The sequence below is a fragment of the Aquibacillus halophilus genome (assembly GCF_009649745.1).
Lineage (GTDB): Bacteria > Bacillota > Bacilli > Bacillales > Amphibacillaceae > Aquibacillus > Aquibacillus halophilus.
Genome location: NZ_WJNG01000002.1, coordinates 374,542 through 397,627, shown reverse-complemented (window position 1 = coordinate 397,627; position 23,086 = coordinate 374,542). Strand labels below are relative to the sequence as shown.

The 23,086-nt window shown below is 37.5% G+C and carries 24 protein-coding genes and 1 pseudogene; 3 read left to right on the top strand and 22 right to left on the bottom strand.

Going from position 1 to position 23,086, the window contains the following annotated elements; translation table 11 throughout:
- Positions 1 to 157: 157 nt before the first annotated feature.
- The 19 genes from GH741_RS03135 to GH741_RS03045 all read right to left on the bottom strand — a co-directional run bounded on the left by GH741_RS03135 (position 158) and on the right by GH741_RS03045 (position 13,924).
- Positions 158 to 424 (bottom strand): EutN/CcmL family microcompartment protein, encoded by a 267-nt coding sequence (locus GH741_RS03135; RefSeq protein WP_153735299.1) that lies wholly within the window; start codon positions 422 to 424, stop codon positions 158 to 160.
- The gene (locus GH741_RS03130; RefSeq protein WP_153735298.1) at positions 421 to 696 is read right to left on the bottom strand and encodes a BMC domain-containing protein; all 276 of its coding nucleotides are present in this window, start codon (positions 694 to 696) and stop codon (positions 421 to 423) included. Before GH741_RS03130 ends, GH741_RS03135 begins: the two co-directional genes overlap by 4 nt.
- Positions 689 to 973 (bottom strand): EutN/CcmL family microcompartment protein, encoded by a 285-nt coding sequence (locus tag GH741_RS03125; protein ID WP_153735297.1) that lies wholly within the window; start codon positions 971 to 973, stop codon positions 689 to 691. Before GH741_RS03125 ends, GH741_RS03130 begins: the two co-directional genes overlap by 8 nt.
- Positions 974 to 988: 15 nt before the next feature.
- Complete coding sequence (locus GH741_RS03120) at positions 989 to 1,444, bottom strand: RpiB/LacA/LacB family sugar-phosphate isomerase (protein ID WP_153735296.1); 456 nt, start codon at positions 1,442 to 1,444, stop codon at positions 989 to 991.
- Between the two features lie 14 nt (positions 1,445 to 1,458).
- Positions 1,459 to 2,283: a triose-phosphate isomerase gene (tpiA, locus tag GH741_RS03115; RefSeq protein WP_153735295.1), complete on the bottom strand. Its 825-nt coding sequence runs from the start codon at positions 2,281 to 2,283 to the stop codon at positions 1,459 to 1,461.
- Between the two features lie 18 nt (positions 2,284 to 2,301).
- Positions 2,302 to 2,574: a BMC domain-containing protein gene (locus GH741_RS03110; protein WP_153735564.1), complete on the bottom strand. Its 273-nt coding sequence runs from the start codon at positions 2,572 to 2,574 to the stop codon at positions 2,302 to 2,304.
- 156 nt (positions 2,575 to 2,730) lie between these two features.
- Complete coding sequence (locus GH741_RS03105) at positions 2,731 to 4,161, bottom strand: aldehyde dehydrogenase family protein (protein ID WP_153735294.1); 1,431 nt, start codon at positions 4,159 to 4,161, stop codon at positions 2,731 to 2,733.
- Positions 4,162 to 4,167: 6 nt separating this feature from the next.
- Positions 4,168 to 4,467: a EutN/CcmL family microcompartment protein gene (locus tag GH741_RS03100; RefSeq protein WP_338079212.1), complete on the bottom strand. Its 300-nt coding sequence runs from the start codon at positions 4,465 to 4,467 to the stop codon at positions 4,168 to 4,170.
- Complete coding sequence (locus GH741_RS03095) at positions 4,464 to 5,195, bottom strand: hypothetical protein (protein WP_153735293.1); 732 nt, start codon at positions 5,193 to 5,195, stop codon at positions 4,464 to 4,466. The genes GH741_RS03100 and GH741_RS03095 overlap by 4 nt, the downstream gene beginning before the upstream one ends.
- The gene (locus tag GH741_RS03090) at positions 5,192 to 5,848 is read right to left on the bottom strand and encodes a phosphate propanoyltransferase (protein ID WP_153735292.1); all 657 of its coding nucleotides are present in this window, start codon (positions 5,846 to 5,848) and stop codon (positions 5,192 to 5,194) included. Before GH741_RS03090 ends, GH741_RS03095 begins: the two co-directional genes overlap by 4 nt.
- A 42-nt stretch (positions 5,849 to 5,890) precedes the next feature.
- Positions 5,891 to 6,838 carry a sugar-binding transcriptional regulator gene (locus tag GH741_RS03085; RefSeq protein WP_153735291.1) on the bottom strand — a complete coding sequence of 316 codons (948 nt, stop codon included), beginning with the start codon at positions 6,836 to 6,838 and terminating at the stop codon, positions 5,891 to 5,893.
- 212 nt (positions 6,839 to 7,050) lie between these two features.
- Positions 7,051 to 7,251, bottom strand: coding sequence for a helix-turn-helix domain-containing protein (locus tag GH741_RS03080; protein ID WP_153735290.1), 201 nt, complete (start codon positions 7,249 to 7,251; stop codon positions 7,051 to 7,053).
- 199 nt (positions 7,252 to 7,450) lie between these two features.
- Complete coding sequence (locus tag GH741_RS03075; RefSeq protein ID WP_153735289.1) at positions 7,451 to 7,630, bottom strand: hypothetical protein; 180 nt, start codon at positions 7,628 to 7,630, stop codon at positions 7,451 to 7,453.
- A 235-nt stretch (positions 7,631 to 7,865) separates the two neighbouring features.
- Positions 7,866 to 8,426, bottom strand: coding sequence for a hypothetical protein (locus GH741_RS03070; protein WP_153735288.1), 561 nt, complete (start codon positions 8,424 to 8,426; stop codon positions 7,866 to 7,868).
- Positions 8,427 to 8,435: 9 nt separating this feature from the next.
- Positions 8,436 to 9,350, bottom strand: a complete 915-nt coding sequence (locus GH741_RS03065; RefSeq protein WP_153735287.1) for an AAA family ATPase — start codon at positions 9,348 to 9,350, stop codon at positions 8,436 to 8,438.
- 247 nt (positions 9,351 to 9,597) lie between these two features.
- Complete coding sequence (locus GH741_RS03060) at positions 9,598 to 10,113, bottom strand: hypothetical protein (protein ID WP_153735286.1); 516 nt, start codon at positions 10,111 to 10,113, stop codon at positions 9,598 to 9,600.
- Between the two features lie 20 nt (positions 10,114 to 10,133).
- Positions 10,134 to 11,108 (bottom strand): DNA-processing protein DprA, encoded by a 975-nt coding sequence (dprA, locus tag GH741_RS03055; RefSeq protein WP_153735285.1) that lies wholly within the window; start codon positions 11,106 to 11,108, stop codon positions 10,134 to 10,136.
- A gap of 16 nt (positions 11,109 to 11,124) precedes the next feature.
- Positions 11,125 to 12,624: an HAD-IA family hydrolase gene (locus GH741_RS03050; RefSeq protein ID WP_170287540.1), complete on the bottom strand. Its 1,500-nt coding sequence runs from the start codon at positions 12,622 to 12,624 to the stop codon at positions 11,125 to 11,127.
- 31 nt (positions 12,625 to 12,655) lie between these two features.
- The gene (locus GH741_RS03045; RefSeq protein ID WP_153735283.1) at positions 12,656 to 13,924 is read right to left on the bottom strand and encodes a tetratricopeptide repeat protein; all 1,269 of its coding nucleotides are present in this window, start codon (positions 13,922 to 13,924) and stop codon (positions 12,656 to 12,658) included.
- Positions 13,925 to 14,329: 405 nt separating this feature from the next.
- On the opposite strand from GH741_RS03045, the gene GH741_RS03040 reads away from it, so the two are divergent.
- Both GH741_RS03040 and GH741_RS03035 read left to right on the top strand, forming a co-directional pair.
- Complete coding sequence (locus GH741_RS03040; RefSeq protein ID WP_153735282.1) at positions 14,330 to 16,834, top strand: UvrD-helicase domain-containing protein; 2,505 nt, start codon at positions 14,330 to 14,332, stop codon at positions 16,832 to 16,834.
- Positions 16,835 to 17,399: 565 nt separating this feature from the next.
- A complete protein-coding gene (locus GH741_RS03035; RefSeq protein WP_153735281.1) occupies positions 17,400 to 17,882 on the top strand; it encodes a hypothetical protein in 483 nt (160 codons plus the stop codon).
- Between the two features lie 475 nt (positions 17,883 to 18,357).
- Here GH741_RS03035 and GH741_RS03030 read toward each other — a convergent pair whose 3' ends face one another.
- Positions 18,358 to 19,632 (bottom strand): MFS transporter, encoded by a 1,275-nt coding sequence (locus tag GH741_RS03030; protein ID WP_153735280.1) that lies wholly within the window; start codon positions 19,630 to 19,632, stop codon positions 18,358 to 18,360.
- A 358-nt stretch (positions 19,633 to 19,990) separates the two neighbouring features.
- A pseudogene (gene selD / locus GH741_RS03025) lies at positions 19,991 to 20,974 on the bottom strand (selenide, water dikinase SelD); the annotation flags it as partial.
- 132 nt (positions 20,975 to 21,106) lie between these two features.
- On the opposite strand from selD, the gene GH741_RS03020 reads away from it, so the two are divergent.
- Complete coding sequence (locus GH741_RS03020) at positions 21,107 to 22,006, top strand: LysR family transcriptional regulator (RefSeq protein ID WP_153735278.1); 900 nt, start codon at positions 21,107 to 21,109, stop codon at positions 22,004 to 22,006.
- A 149-nt stretch (positions 22,007 to 22,155) separates the two neighbouring features.
- Here GH741_RS03020 and GH741_RS03015 read toward each other — a convergent pair whose 3' ends face one another.
- On the bottom strand, positions 22,156 to 22,767 hold the full coding sequence (locus tag GH741_RS03015; protein ID WP_153735277.1) for a hypothetical protein: 612 nt from the start codon (positions 22,765 to 22,767) through the stop codon (positions 22,156 to 22,158).
- Positions 22,768 to 23,086: the final 319 nt, after the last annotated feature.

The window sequence follows — 23,086 nt, the reverse complement described above, 5'->3', positions numbered from 1 at the left end:
TTCTTTTTGAACCCCACGCTTTTTTTCTACAACTGTTTCATTTTGATTTGAAATCTTTTCCATTACTATATTTGTAATTTGCTCAACTAATTGATCAGTGTTCACCTGGTTCACCTCCGACATTGATTTTCCAATCTATTGTAACGTTACTATTTCATCACTCTACTAGCTCATCAATAATCCCTACAATGACGGCATCGACAGCTGCATCTGATTTCCCGAGAACTTGTCGGGCCGATCCACCTTCCTCAATAACCAGAACAATGTCACCTATCCCGGCCTGTGAACCATCTACTGCAACAAATGAATTTCCAATCGGCTGATAGTTTTGATCGACAGGACTAACTACCATCAATTTCATATTGCGATGACTGTCGGTTTTAATTGATGAAACAACATTTCCTATTACTTTTGCTAGTTTCATTTTTCCGTAGGTAGGATTCTCTCAACTTCTTGATGTGGTCTTGGGATTACATGAACGGACAACAATTCTCCTACGCGACTTGCTGCTTCTGAACCAGCTTCTGTGGCAGCCTTTACCGCCCCAACATCACCACGGACCATTACAGTAACTAGACCGCCGCCTACTTGCTCTTTCCCTACTAACTGTACATTCGCCGCTTTAACCATAGCATCAGCAGCTTCAATTGCGCCAACCAATCCTTTTGTCTCAATCATTCCCAATGCATTATTCATTATAATTTCCTCCTATATAATAGTGATCAATAATCCCCATAATTCCAAGATCAGACGCTACGACATCCCGTTCTAGGGGGAGACTAGATTCTTTGCTTTTTGCTAAATAAACGATGTCTCCTTGGCCAGACTGACCAATCGTGTCAATAGCGATAAGTGTTTTTCCTCTTGGAGACAAATCATCATTCAGCGGTTGAACAGCTAAAAGCTTTATTCCCTTCAAGCTCGCATCCTTATGAGTACAAACAACAGTACCAGTCACTTTCGCTATAAACAATGTGAAGCCCTACTTTCATCTTTTAATAAAACGGCTTTCTATTTCCATTATCTTGGTAACTCTACGACTATGTCGTCCACCTGAAAATTCAGTTTCCAACCATTTTGTGATCATTTGCACGGCTAATCCTGGTCCAATAAACTGTCCGCCAATCGAGATGACGTTGGCATTGTTATGATCCTTACTATTTATTGTTGAGGATAGATCCCAGCACACTGCGCACCTGACTCCAGGAATTTTATTCGCAGTCATTCCACTTCCTATTCCAACACCATCGATAATGATGCCTAGATAGTTGTCATTTGTGGCGACACACTCTCCTACAAGAAAAGCTACATCAGGATAATCTACTGATTCTTTATCTTTGCAACCAAAGTCGACATATTCATATCCCAATTTAGTAAGTTCCTTTTTGATAATCTCTTTTAATTCAAAACCACCATGATCACTTCCAATAGCAATTTTTCGCAAAGTTAACCACCCCCTTAATCAAATGCATGGACAATCGTTGAAAATCCAGTTCCATCTAAGCTTGCTCCTCCAACTAATGCCCCATCAATTTCTCCCATTTCAGCCAAGCTAGCAGCATTATCCTGATTGACAGATCCACCATATAGAATCGGAATTTGCTCTGCCACTTGCCCAAATGTTTTGAGAAGTGTTGCTCGTATTTGTTGATGTACTTCCTGTGCTTGGTCAGGGGTTGCAGAAAGCCCTGTCCCTATTGCCCAGATTGGCTCATATGCTAGTACAACTCGAGATAAATCCGACACATCCGTTAAGGCCTGAAGGAGCTGCCCTGTTACAACTTCATTCGTTTGCGCTTGTTCGCGTTGTTCCATTGTTTCACCCACACAGATAATAGGATCTATCCCGGTTGCCAATGCCTTCTTAACCTTCTGATTAATCACTTCATCTGTTTCCCCAGATGCTCTAACCTCTGAATGACCAATAATGGCAAACTCACAGTCTAGTTCCTTCAATAGATCAGCAGAAACCTCGCCAGTAAATGCTCCTTTATCCTGCCGGTGAAGGTTTTGGGCCCCTATAGTAATAGATGATTTATTCTCGTTAACAAGTTCATTTAATGGATAGATCAGTGGATAAGGCGGACAAATCACAACCGTACACTGTTCCTTTGTAACAACCAAATCCTTAACAAATTTTCTGGTAGAAGCTAGATTCATATTCATCTTCCAATTGGCTACTACCAATCTGCGACGGCTCGGTACTAAATCTGCAGTTACTAATTCGTTTTCAACAACTTCCCTTACAATAGTTGAGATATAGGCTTTAATCGTGTGATTCATATAATTTCACACCTACTCTTATTTTGGTAAAATTGATTCAACTTCGCTACTTGGTCTAGCAATCACGTGAACTCCAACCAATTCTCCTACACGATTTGCTGCTTCTGAACCAGCTTCTGTTGCAGCCTTTACTGCTCCTACATCACCACGAACCATTACGGTAACTAATCCGCCACCAACTTGCTCTTTCCCTACTAACTGTACATTCGCTGCTTTGACCATTGCATCTGCTGCCTCAATCGCACCAACCAATCCTTTAGTCTCAATCATTCCTAGTGCTTCTCTAGTCATATTATTTCCTCCTTTTTTAGTTGCGTTTGCTTTTGTTGCTGGACTTTTTCGTGTTTTTGGTGTCTGTTCTTTTTCGTTTTCAATTGCCTTCGCAGATTCCTTAGCCTGTTTTCCTTTGTTGGCTTCTTCCTGATTGTCGCTCATCCTATCACCTCACTAGATAATTCTCAGCCCATCGACTAAGACACAACGTCGTTGGCGAGTAAATGTTCTTGCAGAAGTTAGACCTTCACCGGTAGGACCTGCGATCGTTAAGGTAGTAAAACCCTCACTATTGTAGCCAAGACCTGAAACGGATGGGCCATTCTTCACAAAAATAGTTGCTTCAATTTCCTTTGCCATTTTTGTTAAATTCGTTATATTTTGTGAGTGCATTACTGCTGTATGACGATTGCCCTTTTCTGCTTTAACAGCATATTTAATTGCCTTATCCACACAACCCACTTTAACAATTGGAATAATTGGCATTAGCATTTCGGTTTGGACAAGTGGATGGTCAACGTCTGTCTCGGCAAAAATAAGTCGTGTAGCCGCAGGCGCATTTATTCCTGCCGCCTTAAGTAATACGGAAGCATCCTTCCCGATATAATCGCGATTAGGATAGTGCTTGCCATTCTTTTCAACGAGAATTACCTTTAGTAGTTTATCAAGTTGGAAACCTTTCAGTTCAATCGCATTGTTTTTTGACATCTCTGATTTCAACGAATGTAGAACCTTTTCTACGACAAAGACTTCTTTTTCAGCAGTGCATAATACGTTGTTGTCAAAACTTGCCCCAAGTACTATGTCCTTTGCCGCTTTTTCAATGATTGCAGTTTCGTCCACCACAACTGGTGGATTACCCGGCCCTGCGGCAATGACCTTTTTCCCAACTCTCATTGCTGCCTTCACAACAGCACCACCACCAGTTACTACTAACGCATTGATTTGTGGATGATTCATCACTTCATTACTTGTTTCAAGACTAGGAGTAGCAACCGCCGTTAACACATTGTCGGGTCCACCTGCTGAAACTATTGCTTTATTTAATAGCTGCATTGCCCGTAATGATACTCGCTTTGCACTCGGATGCGGATTGAAAACAACCACATTTCCCGCTGCTACAATGGAGATACTATTGTTAATAATCGTTGCCCCTGGGTTTGTTGAAGGTGTTATCGCCCCGATGATTCCAATAGGTGCGTATTCTACTAGAGTTAACCCATTGTCTCCTGTAAAAGTTGAGCTTGTTAAATCTTCCACTCCTGGCGTTTTTTCAGCAGCCAATGTATTCTTGATTAGCTTATCCTCCACGCGTCCTAACCCTGTTTCCTCGACCGCAATTTCAGCTAATTCTTCAGCATGCTTAATTGATGTTTCTCGCATCGATTGAATCATATTTTTTCTGATAGAAAGAGAAACATTCTTCATTTTTTCATTGGCAATCTGTGATGCTGCTACTGCTTCATTAACGGTCGCAAAAACACCATGACCGAGTGAAACGCTTTCATCTTGTTGACTAGAAGTGGTAGCTGGCGAATTGGTCTGGCCAACTTGCTGAAGGACCTTCTCTACCAATTCCTGTATATTTTTTTCTGAGATGTTCATCGTTTATCAACCTCCTTTGTTTTCAAAAGTAAGCTTACCTTCAATCTCAATGTGATCGATTATACCTACAATCGCTGAATCTACAGGTGTTCCCTCTGTACTTAATGTTTGTCTTGCTGAGCTTCCGCTAACAACCATGACGACTTCCCCGACACCAGAACCCACGGTATCAATACTTACGAGCGGTTTGCCATCATTTTCAATTGTGTTCATATCAAGCGGTTGAATTACCAATAACTTTTTCCCTTGAAGTTTCTCTGCTTTAGATGTCGAAACAACACTTCCTACAACTCTAGCAATAATCACTTTTGATCCCTCGTTTCATCATTCTCTCTTTTAACAGTTATACCTAGTTCTCTAGCAATATCCTTACCCATTGGGGTTAGAATGCTCCCCTTTGGAAGTGTAAGTTCTTTTTCACCCTGAACCGATATTTTTTCAATATGCTTTGCGAGAATAACTGGCTTCTTCTTACTTAAATTCGCTATTTTTTGTTGCACCTTGATGGTAGGACTTACATGGACTCCATCCTCTCTAATTTGTTTCCAGTAGTTTTGGATCCGCTTTTCAATCGATGGCTTTATCATAAAAATAGTAGATCCGCTAGATGGTATTTGATCATTTGCTATTACTACTTCCTTGCCCTTCAACTGAGTCTGAATTATTAACCAAGAAGGGATATCATCATCGATAAGTAAGCAAATTTTTGCTAATAAGCCATAACTTATAGTTGGAACGTAAAGAAGGTCAGATTGATTGAGTAATTGATCTAACTCTTCCTTACAACAATCCTCCATACTAATGACTGTCGTGTTATCTAATGGTCGTTCTTGAGAAAGCTTCCAAGCATTGTCCACACATAAAGTTACATTGTGTTTAATTGAAAGCGCTTTAATAGTTTCGATTACCAACTGTGCGTTACTAGCCTCATAGACTAATAGGATCAAAATATCTTTTCTGTCTTTGTATGTGGATTTAGTTGGTAACAAGTCGTTTAAGGCTTGCTGAACTAGTTCTCTGATTGCCTCTTTCATTGTTTCGTCACTGACCTTTTTAAAGTACCGATTGCTCCACTTTTTAAATTGGCGGCATTGGCTTCGTCAAAATCAACATGCATTTCTAACTGATAATTGGGAGAAACACGGATTAACGTATTTTCAAATGTAATTGCCCTTGGACCCTCTACAACTACACCAACCACGTCACCATCTGATACCCCAAAAGTGACTGCATCCCTGGTGTGCATGTGAATATGTCTAGCTGCACAAATTAAACCTTTATCTAACTTCAATTGTCCTTTCGGTCCTTGTAAAATTATGGGCGGAGAGCCTTCGATATCCCCTGAATTTCTTATTGGTGGCTGTAGACCGATAGTATGAGCATCAGTCAAAGACACTTCAATTTGCGTTTCTCCCCGAGTTGGTCCCAACACACGAACATTTTTCAGTTTGCCCTTTGGACCAATGACAGTCACTGTTTCTCTCGCAGCAAATTGGCCAGGCTGAGATAAATCTTTTAGCTTTTTCAATTCGTACCCTTGTCCAAATAGTCTTTGCAACGCAGTTCGTGAAAGATGTGCATGTCGATTTGAAACTGCAATAGGCACTTCATTTCCATTTGTTGAATGATTAGACAACACTTCTTTTACTGTTGATTCAATAATTTGCGTCAATTCTCTTTGATCCATTTGCATTCTCCTTATAGAGGTTGTTTCTGGATTTTTAAAAGGTTACCTTTCAACTAAGGATTTCGCAGTAAATTGATCGGTAATTAACACATTGGCATAGTTACCAGTTAGTGCGCCGATGATGCCATTCACCTTCTTAATCCCACCTGCGACAAGAATGGTAGAATCTATTCTTCTTAAATCCTCCAATTCAATACCAATGGCTCTCGCATTAATATCGTTACTACAAAGTTGACCTTCAATATCGATAAAGCGGGAACATATATCACCAACCGCTTGCTTTTCTTGCAACACCTTCAAGTCTTGTTTTGTGAAATAATCTGCTTTAACAAGCGTGGAACCTTCATTCGGATCACCTACAGTAAACAGTGCAATAGTGGCTTTTTTTCCTAGTTCTAATACTCTATGTATATGGCGATCTGCCACAATGGTCTGAGCGACGTATTGACTGTCGACCACCGCTGGTAAAGGTAAGAAGTGTGGAGATGTATCAAATGCTTTCCCTAAATAATTGAGAACCTGAGATGCATACGTATCTGATTCAGAATGGCTGACACCTCCATTTAGTTGAACAACTTTTACATCAAGTACATCCTTACGTTTTACTCTTCTAGCTATTTCAAATAATGTAGTTCCCCAGGTTGCTCCTACAATATCTCCCGACTTTACGGTTTCCCAAATATAATCCGCTGCCTTTTTGCCTAGATATTCCTTAACAACCTCATCCTGATAAACCGGAACATGAACAATAATACAATCTTTGAGTTTGTATTTATTTTTAATAACTTCCTCGAGCTTCTGTCCATCCTCTGCAGGATCGTTGATTTTAATTTGAACAATTCCACGGTTCTTTGCTTCTTGTAATAGACGGGATACAGTGGGTCTAGAAATATCCAATTCTTTTGCTATGGCTTGTTGGCTATATTCGAGTTGATAATACATTTTAGCAACGTTTACAACCCTTGATAATTTAAATTCATCTCTTTCCATCTCGTAACAAGCCTTTCCTAAAATATGTAATTCAGAATGAAATTATGTTTATTCCGTTTTGAACGTTTGTTTATTTTTATTATGACTTAACTAATCTGAAAAATCAATCACTTTTATGAAAACGCTTTACTTTTATTTGAGGCCGACAAAAAACCATACCAAGTTAGGTATGGTCGATTTACACATCTTATTATTATTTTTATGAAGTATTATTAGATTGTAGTATCGCCAATTTGGAAGGAAATATTTAATGCACTAGATATTCGTTGAAGGTCTGACACAGTTAAATTAGCTGGGTTTGTATTAATTTCTTGTAAAACTTCAGCGGAGATTCCACTTCGCTGAGCCAACTCTTCTAAAGAAATACCTCTTGATTCCAATGTTTGATTGAGATGGTAGCTTATATCTTCCAAAAAAATCCCTCCTCACAAATAATGATAGCGTTTTCATTTAGTATAACATAATCATAACAATAGTCACTAAAATTTTCTCCAACTTAAGTTTTGACAATTAACCTATAAAATATTCATTGGGACAGAGGGACAGGTTTCTTGTCCCAGTGAATAAAAAAGTGTCAAGCACTAGTAGACTAGTACTTGACACCTAAATAACCTAATGGGAGTATATAGTTCCCTTTAACTTAAGATCAATCTTTGATTTTGATTCCTTCATTTCCTTTAATTTAAGTTCTTTTGCTTGATTAAAGGCATCTAACATACCTGTAGCATCTATTATTATTTCTTTAGAATCAAGTTGTTTTGGTTTATTCACAACGAAGATGTATTGTTTCATGATGAGTTACTCCTTTATTTAATTTAGTTCTTTTAATATAATACTACAAAAAGTAACCGCTTTCAACAAAAACATACAAAAAATTTCAAGAAAATATTATCGGGTATTATCGGGGACGGTTCTTTTGCTTCCATATAATGGACAAAGGGTCAGGTTTGTTGTCCCAAACAACTCCACCAATTAAAAAAAAGGAAAGACATCGTTTCTGGCCCTCCTTCAAAGTTGATTGTTTTTTTCAACTCCTTATCACCTTAGCTCTTAGTTGAGAACCTATAACTGATTCAATGATTCGATCAACTATGGCTACTTTACTATGTCTTGGATTTACATAAACATCTAGTAATTGTGCAAATTGAATGATCTCTTTTTTGGTTTTAAGCGTCTCATGGGCTGTAAGAAACTGCTTCGCTTCTACTCCATCCGTTAATTGTAAAAATTTTTCCATAACCTCATTTAGTTCAACATCCTTTGATTCTTGATAATCTATATTAAAGTGATTGGCTATTTTCTTGAACATCTCCTTCTTTGTATCCCTTCCTTTCACATTAATTCGATTGGATTCACAAAATAGAATAATATCTTTCTTTAAAGAACCCTTGAAATATCTTTCAACGTCAGTTATTTTTTCGCTTTTTAGAATGGAGTCTTTCAACCGATCATCAATGGGGATAGTATTAGTTCTCTTATACTCAATTACAGCGTTTCCATTAACTAAGCTCTCATATTGTTCATGATTCAAACCGTTAATAAACTCAGAAAAAATTTGAAACATAAGCTGTGACTCTCTTTTTGACATATCCCTTAATCACTCCTTTATAGCTGCTAACACCTCATCCACCAAAGCTTGGGTTTCTCTTCTTATTTGCTCTTGTTGAGTATTTCCATGATTCATCACAACCGGAATTCCTGCTTCAGGTGCGCTAGCAAAAAGGGTTTTATTCTCTCGCAGGGAGTTATTAAAATATGGCAGACCACTTCTCTCAATCTGTGAAATATATTCTCTTTGTGCAGAAATTGGAACTCCGCCATGGTAAGAAACCATGGTAAAGACTATTCCGAGTATTTGAGGTGAAATTGGTGGAATGTCTCGATGTTGTTTCACGTTAAGGTGTTGGTTATATTTTTTGGTAAGGGTATCAACGTGTTTCAATAATGTATTAATTCCCAGGGTAGACAGATAGTCCGTTTTAGCAGGTACAATATAGCAATCACTTGCGACAATGGCGTTCTGTGTTATGAGATTAAAGTTTGGAGGACAATCAATCAGGACGACATCATACTCTCCTTTTATTTCATCTAATTTAAAACGAAGGCGAGATAATACATTAAAGTAGTTTTTTCTAATCGCACGATCGGTATGCCCACCTAATTTACTAGAAAGCTCCATGTCAACTTCGACCAATTCCAAATGAGAACAGATCATATCCAATCGACCACCATTGCCATTTTGTTTGATCTTCGCATTTACCCTTGAAGGCGTAATGGCTAACTCTCTTAACGAGGTGTTATGCTCATAATCTAAATATTGATCATACCAGTGTTTGATAGTCCTTTCTTGCCTATCCAAGTTTTTCCAGTCCTCAATACTTACAAAAGACAACGTTAGATTAGCTTGTGGATCCAAATCAATCAGTAAGACCTTGTTCCCCCTATCCGCAATATCAGCTGCAATATTTGCCGATAACGTTGTTTTTCCTACACCACCCTTATAGTTCATCACTGAAATTACCCCAATAACATCCACTCCCCTTCCCGATATGTATGTAATGATTTATATGCAGGAAAGTTAATGGTAATACCGGGGACGGTTCTTCCGTTTCCATTGAGGAACACTAGGTCAGGTTTGTTGCCCGAACAAGTCCACCAATAAAAAAAGGAAAGACATCAATTCTGTCCCTCCTGCAAATTTATATTGTTTCTTATACGGTAGGCAATCCCAAACAGAAGAATCACCGGCCTAACCTTAATCACGTAATCGACGACAAATGTGGACTCAATTCATCTTCAACAATATATTGAATGTGATCGAACAAATCAAAATCGCCTTTTAAATAGTGACATGCCAATTCTCTTTTTAATATTTTGATCCATACTTCTTTGTGGTTACGACGTATCTCATAACAACAATAATGATCCGTTTCATGAATCTTTGAAACTACTGCATGATAGTTATGTTGAAGATATTCCATAAAGGGATCTTCCTCCATAACATTTTTCTTTTTTATCGGAAGTAATGATGAGAGTATATCATAGTAATTAGGTTTTACTGGATCAATCATTTGTGCAGACGTACAATTGTTAGATTTATTATAATAGATTTTTAAACGACCGATTTTGTTATTAGCGGAACCAACCTCTAATATAAAGTGATAATTGTGATCAACTCTAGTAATAATGTCGATGTCGTACTCTTTTAGACATTTTTCCATTGCGAGATAAAGATCCTCCGAGCTTTCATAAAATTGTTCTGCTAGCTTCGTCATATGCTCCAACCCTTTACCACTTAATCGAATAAATCTAATTGGACAACTGAGGTTTGTTCTAGTTTTACAGGAATCTCCTCTGAATTTGTTAACTCCTGCAGCCTTTTTGAAATCGAATTTTCGACAATAACAATGTCATGACTGTTACGTATAGGAAGTGCATCTTCCTTTAAAAGTGCTTCGATACCTCTCGTTGCTGGCACCTGTTCAAGTGGTGTCGGACAAAACAACAAGCGATTTTGACTTCTAGCAAACTTTATCGTGTGCTGTGTGCCTCCCTTAATATCCGTTTGAACAGGGCAAACCGCAATAGACAGTCCACTTTGAATCCGGTCTCTCTGTACAAAGGCTGCTCGAAAAGTTTTTGTTCTGATTGGATATTCAGAGATTAGCAATCCACCCTTTTGTACGATCTCTTCTGCTAGTTTCTTATTTTCCTTTGGTGTGATGGTATCAAGTCCGTTAGCCAAAACTGCAACTGTTTTTCCATTCACTTCCAGTGTTCCTTTGTGTGCTTCTGTATCAATTCCTAACGCTAGTCCACTAACAATCACGTACCCTTTTTCGGAAAAAATCTTAGCAATCCTTCTCGCCATTCCCTCACCCTTCGCGGTCGGGTGTCTAGTTCCAACGACAGCGATGCTTTTAGATTGTTGCAGGAGGTCTACATCCCCCTTACAGTAGAGTACAATTGGTGAGTCATCGATTTTTTTTAATAGTTCAGGATAATTGTTATCGGCTATTGTTACAACACTAATATCATTTTTTTCATGCAAGCGAATTGTCTCTTCTGCTTTTTTGGTGTACTGAGCGATTAATTCAATATCAGATAGGGTCTCACTTACCTTTTTATTACCGATGATTTTCTTTATTTTTTCTAGATTAGGACCTTTAAAATCAGCAAAGGTTAAATGAGGAAACTCTATGTACACCTTTTTAATTCGTTTCGGTCCAAGTCCTTTTATATATGTAAGTGCAATCCATATCGACTTCATATAAGCTCTCCTTTCATTATGATTTTGTTCTACCTAATGCAAGCTTGGTTACATGTAAGGCGCCAGCTTGCATTAAAAGCTGCTCACTTGCAATTAGAGCACTCCCCGAAGTCGTGATGTCATCCAGAAGGAGGACGTGCTTGCCCACAATTTTCCCCTTGTTTTCCACGAGCATTGTATTCATATGGGCTTCAATACTTCTATCTCCACCTAGAGAGCTCTTTTCTTTAGATTGGTAGCGAACTAAACAATTGGTCGCATCGATTGCTTGTTTGGTGCTTAAGCGTTGAGCAATTTTTCTAATTCCTGAATCCAGATTTTCCTTATCAGAAGAAGGGACGTAACAAATAGCAATGTCCTTCAATAATAGACTTTCTAGCTGCTCCAAGAAATACAAGATTCCTGACTCTTCCTTGTCTTTTATTTTAATAATTTCCTGTGAGAAAAAATCTTCAAATCGTTGCTCAGGTAAATACGAGTCCAAATAATAAATAGATGTCCCTCGTTCAAAAAAAAGACGATTATCTAAATCGGCTTCGAAAGCAACAATACGGCTTACTTGCTCTAGCATTGACTGTCCCTTTTCCAAGCCAGATGTCACCGACTTCTTCATCCATCGATGCGAAACATTAGCCTTGGCTGAGGAATCGTTTGCTTTTAGCTTCGTTTTTCCAAAGAAAAACTGGGCGTGTGGCAAGCCTAAATTGGCTGAGGTTCGAAGGAAAGGTTCAGCTAGTTCGGTTTGGTTGTCGATTTCATACCGGTAACCAATTTCATAGATAGCTTCTGCAACCATTAGTTTTGCGGCTTCCCACAAATAATAATCACTATCCTTCTCTCGATCTACTAAGGCAGGATTTTTTTCTAGTAATTTCGAAAGTTTATATTGAGCTTGTCCATGCCCTAGATTGCTAGCGTCCTTTAAAAGCTTTACATATCTTTTTCCATCACGTGCCTGTTGGGCTGACATTGCATGATCATACAAACCTTTCAACTTGTCTTGAAAAAACACATCATCTTGCTTTTGCACATAATGGAAAAGTTGATGGTAATTTGAGACAATCCCATCAGGCATGTGAAAAATCATTTCCGCTAATCCTAGATTGCCAAAACAAAAACCAACAGCATGGAACCCTGCTATTTTTGCTGCGACGATATCATTTGGGTCATCTCCAATATACATACACTGAGCTGGCTCAACCTTCAGTTCTTCTATGCAACTCATCAGTTGATCAGGATAGGGTTTATTCCTACCATGCTTTTGGTAGGCAACTAGATGATCATAAGGAATCTGATGATATTCAAGTAATTTGCTTGCATATACATGTGGTGAGTTTGTCACAACTGCTATTTTTTTAACGATCAAGGATTGTAGAAGTGATTGAACATGTGGATATATACTCGTCAATTGCAAATGATTATAGCATTCATCCCATGATCGTTCATCCCGCCATTTTTTAAGCGCTGATGTATCTATCAGTGTCTGGTCTAGGTCAAATATGATTGCTTCATACACTTTCAGGATTCCCTCCGAATCTATAAGTTTGCTAAATAACCACGATTTCTATCGCTTCTTTTGATTCCCGTTGTTTCTTCTGATCAAAGGAGTTCATAATATGAAAATTCACTTTGCTATTGACATCAATCTTACGCGTCCTTACATTTCGCACTTGGAAAAAGAGGTCTTCACCCGTGTTGGATTCAATAAATCCTGCATTCCCTTTTGGTAATAAACTCTTCACTTTTCCAGTACCTTTTGGTAAGGATTGAAGCTTAATCTCTTTCCAGAATTCAATTAGCTCGCGCTTAATGTTATTCGGAGCACTTTCTTCTTGTTGAAGTAATGCAATACGATCCTCAATTTTCGGAATTATTGGCCAGTTATTGTCTGCCCGTAACTTTACAACAAAACAATAGTGTAGCAAAGCTTCCTTTGGCTTATCTATCTTTTCAAGCGCAAAACCCATATGTACTAAAAGTTTAATTTTATGTTTAAATTCACCGCTTTTTTCTAATAAAGCAAACGAGCCCATTTCCAACGCTTTCTCGAACTTTTCTTGTTGTATGTATAAATGAAATAGCTCCTGATAAACTGTCCAGTATTGTTTTTCCCGGCCAATTGCATGCAACCTTACAATCGCATCCTCTACATCCCCAAGTTGCCCAATCGACACTGCTTGTCTAATTCGAAACCAAATATCGTTACTGTAATGAAAGGATTTTATCGCAGACATTGCTTCATCAACTAAACTTGAACAACCTTCGTATTGTTTGGTCTCAAACAGTGCCCTAATCCGGTGCTGGTACCAAAATTCTAAAGGAGAAGCTATTTCCATCCTCTTCCCTTCATCGGTTGTAAACGAAAATACTTCCTGATTTAATAGCTTAGGATCTAGCTGTTCAGTCCAATACAACACTTGATTGTAGTTTGTATTCGGTTTATCCTTCATGAACTTTAATACTTCTATCACGGTACGTTCATACGGGGAATACTGTTCTTGCTTCGTATGTTTAACGATAAAATTTGCGGCAGATAATAGTTTTTCTTCGTTATCAGCATTCTTGATTGAACTTTTATGTAAATGCCAGCCATAGAGATTTAAATTTGGAGCAAAATCTGGTTTTTTCTTAAGAAGAAAGTGGTTTACTTTAAGTGCAGCCTCCAACTTCCCTATTTTCCCTAAGGTTTTACTATAAAAATACCAAGACCACTCATTAAAGGAATCTAGTTCACCTTGATAAGCTTTCTCAAAATACGGAAAAGCCTCCTGATAACGATTACCCCTAGCAAGCTCAATTGCCTCGTTTAGACTCATGCAAAACACCCTTTGTTTACGGGGACGGTTCTTTTGCTTCCGTTACCCTTTTTATTAAATAGAACTGAAAATCCCAATCTTTTTGAACCTTTATAGTACGACTTTAATACTGTTACAGCAGCGCCCTTAGCTCTATTTAGAAGACTGCCAATTTCCTCGTCATTTAAGATATGGTCACTACCATACCCTCTTGCTCTCAAAATTGTTGGGACAAGGATCCTGTCCCTCTGTCCCTTATTATAGTACTTCTTACCTGGATTTGGTATGGAAAAAGCAAATAAAATGGCTTTTTTGTATAAATTTGCTTATTATATTATCGTTTTTTACTGAGGGGATTTCCATCCAAAAATTACCTATTTCATGATATGATTGCACTATAAACCTATATTGAGGGGATGGTACTGTGTGAATTATGATATATACTATTCAGACACCGCAAAAGAAGAGCTTTATTTAATGTCTGAAAAAAGACTTGAACAACTTTCTGAACGGATGGATATGCTCCGAACTGGAGAATGGCAAAATGGTACGAGGGTAAAAAAACTAAAATCACTTAACCATAAACGAACAATCTATGAAGCTAGAGCAGACGGTGCTAGAAGAATGCTATTTACAATAGTAAAGAATCGTAAGGAAACTGAATTTGCCGCTCTCCTCATTTTTCACTTTGAAGTCGAACACGACAAAGTGATCCGAACAGCCAAATCACTGATGCAAGACCAGTATGATATGAACAAATACGAACAGGATGAAGAACAAGTTTGTTCTTTGAGCGAACTGGTTGCTGAAACAAAACCCATTTGGCTACACAATAATGAAATCTTTCATACATATTTAGACCAACTAAAATCCTATGAGTTAAATGATGAAGCACTGTTTCGGCTCATGCGCCGAAAAGAATTAAATGAAGATGAATTCTACGAGATGAAAATTAGCTTAAGTCCTGAGCAGCGAAGCTTTGCACAAGTTTCCCTTCCATTCCTTCTAAGCGGTACGGCAGGAAGTGGTAAAACAACAATTGTAATTCATAAACTGCTTGAAATGGACCCAAATACATCAAAATTATATGTTACCTATACCAAAGATTTATGTAAAGAAGCTAAGCAAATGTTCCATCGTCTTGTCAAGGGGATGGACGAAGAGGAAATGTATATAAAAAACGTTCACTTCAAGACTTTTGATGAACTAATGCGTGAAAGACAGCAGGATAAGGTGCAGGACGTTATTACTAGAGAACGATTTTTACTAGAATATAAAAAGTTAGCACGAAAAAACAACCTAGAAAAGGATTTTCCAGCCCTTATGATGTGGGAGGAAGTACGTGGGGTATGGAAGGGCGGCTTACACGGGAAAGACTATCCATTAACTGAAAAGGAATACCTTGATCTAACCAATGATCAAGCCCCTAACTTTGTTGGCAATCGAAAGGAAGCTTACGCTCAGTTTGAACGCTACCAAAAGATGTTAGAAGAATCGTTCAAAGTAGATGAACAGGATTTATTGTACGAATCCATTAAGTACAATAACGTTACTTATGATTATGTTTTTTGTGATGAAGTCCAAGATCTATCAATGCTACACATTCGTCTGCTATACGAGTTAACCGGGGAAAACGCTACTAATTTATTTCTAACTGGGGATGACCAGCAAATTCTTCACCATAGCGGTTTTAGATGGGCAAATATTAAAGATCTTTTTACTCATCACTTTAATCACAAGCCACCTACCCTAGAGCATTTAAAAATGAACTATCGTAGTGTTGGTGCAATTACAGATTTAGCAATGTCTATTAATAACTTAGAAAAAAAGTACACATCTAAAAAAATTAAAGCAAAGCCTTCTCAAAGTCTGCACTATGGTGAAAAGCCCTTTTATTTTTCAGGTTTCTCCCCAAATGAGATGATCAATTCAGTCCATAACTTTGGTCCTCATCAAGCGATAATAGTTCGTTCTGAAGAGCAGAAGGATGAGCTTAGATCTATTTTCCAAAAACAATATGGACACCGGCCTCTTATCTTTACAATTTTTGAAATAAAAGGACTCGAGTTTGAAAGAATTTTAATGTGGGACTTTTTTCCGACAGATTCAGATGAAATGGAATTTTGGAACACGACCACTCGAAAAATCAGCCTAGGTAAAGAAGAAGAATTCAAAGCTGACCCAAAATTTCAAAGGGTATTAGCAAACGAAACCAACTTACTCTATGTAGCTGTAACTCGTGGCAGCCATTATTGTTACGTGTTTGATGGCGAGGATTCTACATCTTTTTGGAAGTTACCAACAATCAATGACAAGTTGCAGGTACACGATAATTTGTCTGTTTTTAAAGCTTCAAATCCAACTGAGGATAAAAGTGCGGATGTTGATTGGTTCAAAGAAGGAATTCGTCTATTAGATAAAAAGCTCTACGAACAAGCACTAGATTGTTTTAATCGCTTAGAACCTTCGGAAAAAATAAATAAAAAGAAAAACATTTGTCTTGGATTCATTACGAAAAAGGAAGAAAACTACACCGAAGCAATTAATCACTTTAAGGAAGCCGGTTTACATGAAGAAGTAATAGCTTGTTTAGATATTCTAGAGGAGTTCAAGGAAGCAGAAACATATATTAAGAAAAATGTGATTAGGTCATTAAAAGACCCGGAAGAAATAGACCACTGGAATGAGACGAGCTACCAATATAAAGTTAAGGAATTTGATCGGATTGAGAAATGGACAGGCAGTGGTATTTACTGCAAGAGACTACACCAATACTATGAGGCTGCGATTCGATTCGAAAGGGCATCTGATTGGATACTTGCCCGAGACGCTTATGATCGCGCACTAAAGACATGTGATCCAACCGAAACAAAGCGCCTCAACCTACTACAAGAAAAATATAACAAAGTAGCGATGAAACTGGCCAATTAGTGACGGTTCTCCCGCGTTGTTTATCAGAATTAAACCTTCATATTAACGAACACTGGAGAGGTGTTCGAGTTAAAAAAGGCTTAGAGAAGTTTTGTCTCTTAGCCTTTTTTAGTTGGCACACAAGTTCTTATTAGCTTACTTTATTCCACTCGTACAACAACTAATTCTTTAAGAAAAATACAAATATGTTTTATACTATTGTAGATGTGTAAGGTAAATTATCGTTTTAATAATCATATGGATGATTCATTGGAAGTCCATTTGCCTTGACCAGGACTTTAATACTGTTATGGAGTTCTAAGCTCCAATTAGATTACCAATTTACTTACATCCTCGCTATTCATTATAAGAACAAGTAGTAAGTCATTACAACTCCCCTCATTTCTCACAAATAGATTGGGACAAGGTGCCTGTCCCTCTGTCCCGTTACAACAAAGTTTTTTATTGTTCAAAATTGGGTACATTTTCATAGAGGAATACTTGAGTCATTAGCTGAGAGGAATAGAATCAATTTTTCACTTATCTTTTCACCGTTAGAAAAACATATATGAAAGGGGAAGTAATTATGAATAAATGGATTATTGTTGGTTTACTACTTTTGGTTACTTTAGGAACTGGCTGGTATTATATCTCTCAAAATTACTTCTTTAATCCTATTACTTTTGAGAAAGACAATGTCACCTATCTTGATTGGTCATTTTATCAGAATCCTTTACAAATCGATTATATGGTTCGAAATGAAAATCATAAATGGGAAACTACATCAATTCGTGAAAAAGAAGAAATTCATTATGTTTTTAACAAATTAAAAGAAGCCAACCCCCTATTCAACAAAGATTTGGAGTTCGACCAAAATGAGACAAAAATAAAGATTTTAATTCGCCATATGAAATCTGAATCAAAGGGGTCAGTATTACTTGGAGCTGAAGGTACAACAGAAATACTTTTCCTTCATCCTACAAATCCCGAAAATCCTGGTGCGGTTGAAATTACCGGTCAATTAAAAGAACTAATTAACAAACGAATATCTCAAGGAACACTAGATTAGGTAAATTAAATTACTTAATTGATTGTGAACGAGCATATATTCTTTCTCTACACAGTCACATCCTGTAACTATCAAAATAGTAACCTACAAAAATTAAGGTAATGTTTTAACTTTATTTTTTTAGGGCGAATCCCGTACATTCATAATATATAACACATGTATTATGAATGCCTTTAATTTTAGGAGTTTATGGATAACGAGCACTTTTCCCACGGATCTTGCTGCCAAAAAGGAAGGGACAAGGACCTTGTCCAACTACTCACTTTTTAAATTGAAAGAATCATAACGAAATCCATTTGGGTGGGATTTTTTGTTTTCTTGCTTTTTATTTTCTTCATAAGTGTCGCCTCCTAATCTATTTATTCTCTCTAAAATATTTCATACTATGCAATCTAGCTAGTGTATATTTAAATTCAAAAAGAAGCACGTCGACAGTTCTTTTTTTCATTTTGAAGCAAAAGAACCGTCCCCACGATTATCTTCCGTGTCGTGACCAAAACACTATTGGAATTAGTATTAAAGATAAAAGTCCACCAACTAATGATAATGTTGCGTAGCTCGAACTAGCTACTACCATACCGGACACTGCACCACCGGAGGCTCCTGCTAATGCTATAAAGACATCGACTGTACCTTGGGTTTTTGCACGTTTGGATGGCTCTGTTGAATCAACTATTTGAGTAGTCCCACTTATAAGACCGAAGTTCCAACCAATCCCTAGTAGTGCAAGAGCGATAACTAAAGAAATTAAAGATTCACCTGGTGCAACTGCAGATAATACACCCGCAACTAGAAGAGTAACCCCAGAAACAATAGCCATAAAATTCCTACCAAACTTGTCAACTAGAATACCAGTAATAAGTGATGGGAGATACATAGAGCCAATATGGACACCAATAACAAGACCAATAGCACTTAGTCCATGACCGTGATGCCCCATGTGTATAGGTGTCATCGTCATAATTGCTATCATTACCATTTGAGTGAGTACCATAATTGTTGCACCAACCGTAATGCCCCTCTTATTTTTGTGTAAATCAGTCGCTGCTGAAGTTTCATCAAATTCACGGTTCTTTTCGAGATTACCTGCTTTCATTGCCTTTATTAATAAAAATGGATCTGGACGGAGCAATAGAAAAATAACAATACCCGCTATGATGAATGCAGTTCCAGATAATATAAAAGGTCCTGCTAGCTTAGGAATCCCAATCTGAAGAGCGAATTTCCCCATTGTATCCACTAAATTGGGACCTGCAAATGCACCAAATGTCGTAGAAACCATCGCAACACTGATGGCCCTGGCACGTTGATTCTTTTTTGCTAAGTCAGTACCAGCATAACGTGTTTGTAAGTTTGTTGCTGTCCCGGCACCATAAATCAGTAGAGATAGGAACAAAAGGAAAACATTATTCATCACCGCTGCAACTACAACACCCAGTGAACCAAGTCCACCGACAAAAAAACCAATTGTTAAACCTGTGCGCCGTCCATATCGTTGTGAAAGTCTACCCACGATTAAGGCTGCTCCTGCAGAGCCTAAAGTAAATAAAGCAGCTGGTAATCCTGCATAAGCGTCGGTACCCATCATTTCTTGCGCAAGAAGTGCACCTACAGTAATACCAGCTGCTAACCCAGCCCCACCAAAGATTTGAGAAATACTCACTATTAGTAACGTGCGTTTGAAAAGCATTGTTTGTTTCATAGGGGATTCTACATAGTCTTGAATTAAGTCCTCTTCTTTACTAGCCATTTTTATCCACCTTCTTCTAAAATAGAGCATTTTACTACTCGTTCCAATCCTAATTAAGACTTTCTGGGTGTTTCATCATAGCTACAATTAGAGGAGACCTATTGCACAAATAATATTCGTTATCTATTGAAGTAGACCAATGAAAAAGTGATGCAAATAAATATAAAAATTTTCGCGAGTAACAATTGATTGACCCATGCAAGTTAATGAATCCCGGTCAACCTTAAATCAAATTTTCTTTCTAAACTAAGTATAAATCCGTTTCATTTATAAGTGAAATGCATTATTATTATCTTACTTATGCATTTTACACATCATATTTTGATAAAATAAAAAAACAACCGCAAAGGCAGTTGCTTTAATAAAAGGAATTCTTTGTTATAATAGGAACTTCATTTTTCTCTAGTACCTTACCAATCACATAACCGTTCTCTCCCTGGTTAGACAACTCTTTTAAAAGCTCATCCACCTGGGGCGCTGCTATAAAAATCAGTAAGCCCCCAGAGGTTTGCGGGTCATATAAGAGTTGTTCTTCTTCTGTTGAAATTTCAACCATGTTTCGTACTCTGCTTCTATAGGAAAAAAGGTTGTTATCCATCCCTTCAGAAGTTGCACCCTCTTTTAGTAGAAAGAAGGAATCAGGTAAGTATGGAGTGTGTTGAAGGTCGAGTTCAACTGTTACATTACTATTTTCAGCAACGTCACATACATGACCGATTAAACCAAAACCTGTTACATCCGTGCAGGCGTGAGTTTCCACTTGTCTCATTGCTAAGGAAGCATTTTTGTTTAATTTTAGCATTTGATTAATTACTACTTCCGCTTGTTCTTTGGTAGCAAGTTTTTGATCAATTGCTGTTGTGTAGATTCCAATACCTAGAGGCTTGGTCAAAATAATGGCATCTCCTACCTTAGCACCATCTTTTCTTATAAAACTGTTACCAGCTGGTATCTTCCCAGTAACAGAAAGACCATATTTCGGACTTGTATCATCAATGGTATGTCCACCTGCGATGTAGGCACCAGCTTCAAGTACCTTATCTACACCGCCTCTAATCATTTCTTCTAAGTAATGTATTGGGAGCGTAGTTGCAGGAAATCCGATAATATTAAGAGCAAATAATGGATCTGCTCCTTTAGCATATATATCACTTAATGCATTTGCACAAGCGATCGCTCCAAATTGATAAGGGTCGTCGACAACTGGCGTAATCATATCCACAGTTTGTACCATAGTTTCATTTTGCCATCTATAACCTATCGCATCTTCTCCAATGCCTGCTAGTAATTGTTTATCATTTGGTTCGGGTATATTACGCAAAACTTGCGTAAGGTCCAATGACCTGACTTTACTTGCTCAACCAGAGCCAGTTGAATATGAAGTTAACGAGATTTGAGGTTTCACCTGAAATTTCCTCCTTTCTCTTTCGACTATTAAATAGTTTATCATTTTTCCCTTAGGAGGTGAATAGTATTGGAGTTTTATCAACTAAAGACCTTTTATGCTGTTGCCACTCATTTAAATTTCACCAAAGCTGCAGAAGAGTTATCTTTGAGTCAGCCTGCAGTTTCGAGACAGATTGATGCATTAGAAAAATATTATGAATTGCCTTTATTTTACCGGACCAAGAAAAAAGTTGAACTCACGGATGCAGGTAGGCACTTACTTAAATATGCCATCCAAATCACCTCTTTAGCTGATCAAGCCGAGAAAACAATGTTTTCTTTAAATGATTTGGAAAGTGGTGAACTCTATGTAGGATGTGGAACAACCATAGGGAACTTTGTAATAACAAACTTAGCAATTGATTTCCAAAAGAAATTTCCTAATATTAAAATTCACCTTATTATAGAGAATACAACAAATATTATCGATAAACTAGAAAATAATACGATTGATCTTGCCATTGTAGCCAAAAATATAGATGACTCTCAGTTTAACTACCAGCCTTTATTTCAAGATAGTATTCATGCTTTTTGTTCAATTGAGCAAAAAGAGAAATACAAAGATGTACACTCCCTTATGGAATTACAAGATGAAAATCTATTTGTAAGAAGTAGAGGCTCTCATTCTAGAGAATGTGTCGATGATCACTTTAGTAAAACTGAATTTTTACCCAATAATTTATTTGAACTTGGAACAAACGAGGCGATTAAACAAGCCATAATACATGGGCACGGGATTGGTTTTCTCTCTTCAACCACTGTTAACGTGGAACTTAAGCATAATCTTTTGTTTCAAATACCTCTAGCAGAAGATTGCAACAGAGAATTTCATATGATTACTCCAAAAGGTAAATATGCTTCACCGGTTATGCTTATTTTCACTTCTTTCATTAAGAAAAATATAAAGAGACTCACTAAGAACAAATGACTATAAGTTCCATGCTTTGAATTGCATTGCTGGGGACGGTTCTTTTGTTTCCATTCACCTCTTACAGGGACACAGGAGCAGGTTTGTGTCCCCAATTAAATCTACTAATTAAAAAAGGAGAGACACCGATTCTGTCCCTCATCTCATCTTTATTGTTTTTTTAGCCGATTAATTTCTAACTCATTGTGGCTGGTTTTGTGATAGGTGATAGTTATATCTGTCTCGATGTCACTTAGAATTGTCTGAACCTCATTAAAACGTTGTGTCAACTCTTCGCGAGTACCTTGATGACCTGATTGTATAACTTTTAGTGAAGTTTTTGTTTCTGCTCGAAACTCTTTTAATTCCTTTTCAACATTTCCTATTTTACCGGTCAACTTCTTCTCCATTTTGTCTATTGATCCAGTAAGATTTACCTGACCACTTTCAACGCTGCCTATTCGTCCTGTCAATTCCTCGTCCATTCTGCTAATTTGGCTAGTAAGACCTACCTGACCACTTTCAATGCTGCCTATTCGTCCTGTCAATTCCTCTTCCATTCTGCTAATTTGGCTTGTAAGACCTACCTGACCACTTTCAACGTTGCCTATTCGTCCTGTCAATTCCTCGTCCATTCTGCTAATTTGGCTTGTAAGACCTACCTGACCACTTTCAACGTTGCCTATTCGTCCTGTCAATTCCTTTTGACCACTTTCCACATTACCCAAGCGTTGGTCAAACCCTGTCAATTTACTAAGAATAAGATCAATTTTCTGCTCCATCTCATTCACCTTCTTTTTCAATAATGTAAATAGCTTGTTATCAATTAAAAACTAGTGGAGTTTATTTTAATTGGGGATAATTATATGTCATGTTTATTGTTTTAATTAGATTAGCTATAAAATAGCATATACTTACAAAAAGGTCTAATATGCAAAAAGCAAACTCTACCCCTTTACAACTCTACAAAATGCTTTTTTTTACGGGAAAAACTTCTTACCGGGGACGGTTCTTCCGATTCCATTCGATTTTAAAATTAAAATCAGTTGAAAATTTAATTCCTTTTTAAACCTTTCTACAACATATTTTAATACTTTTTCA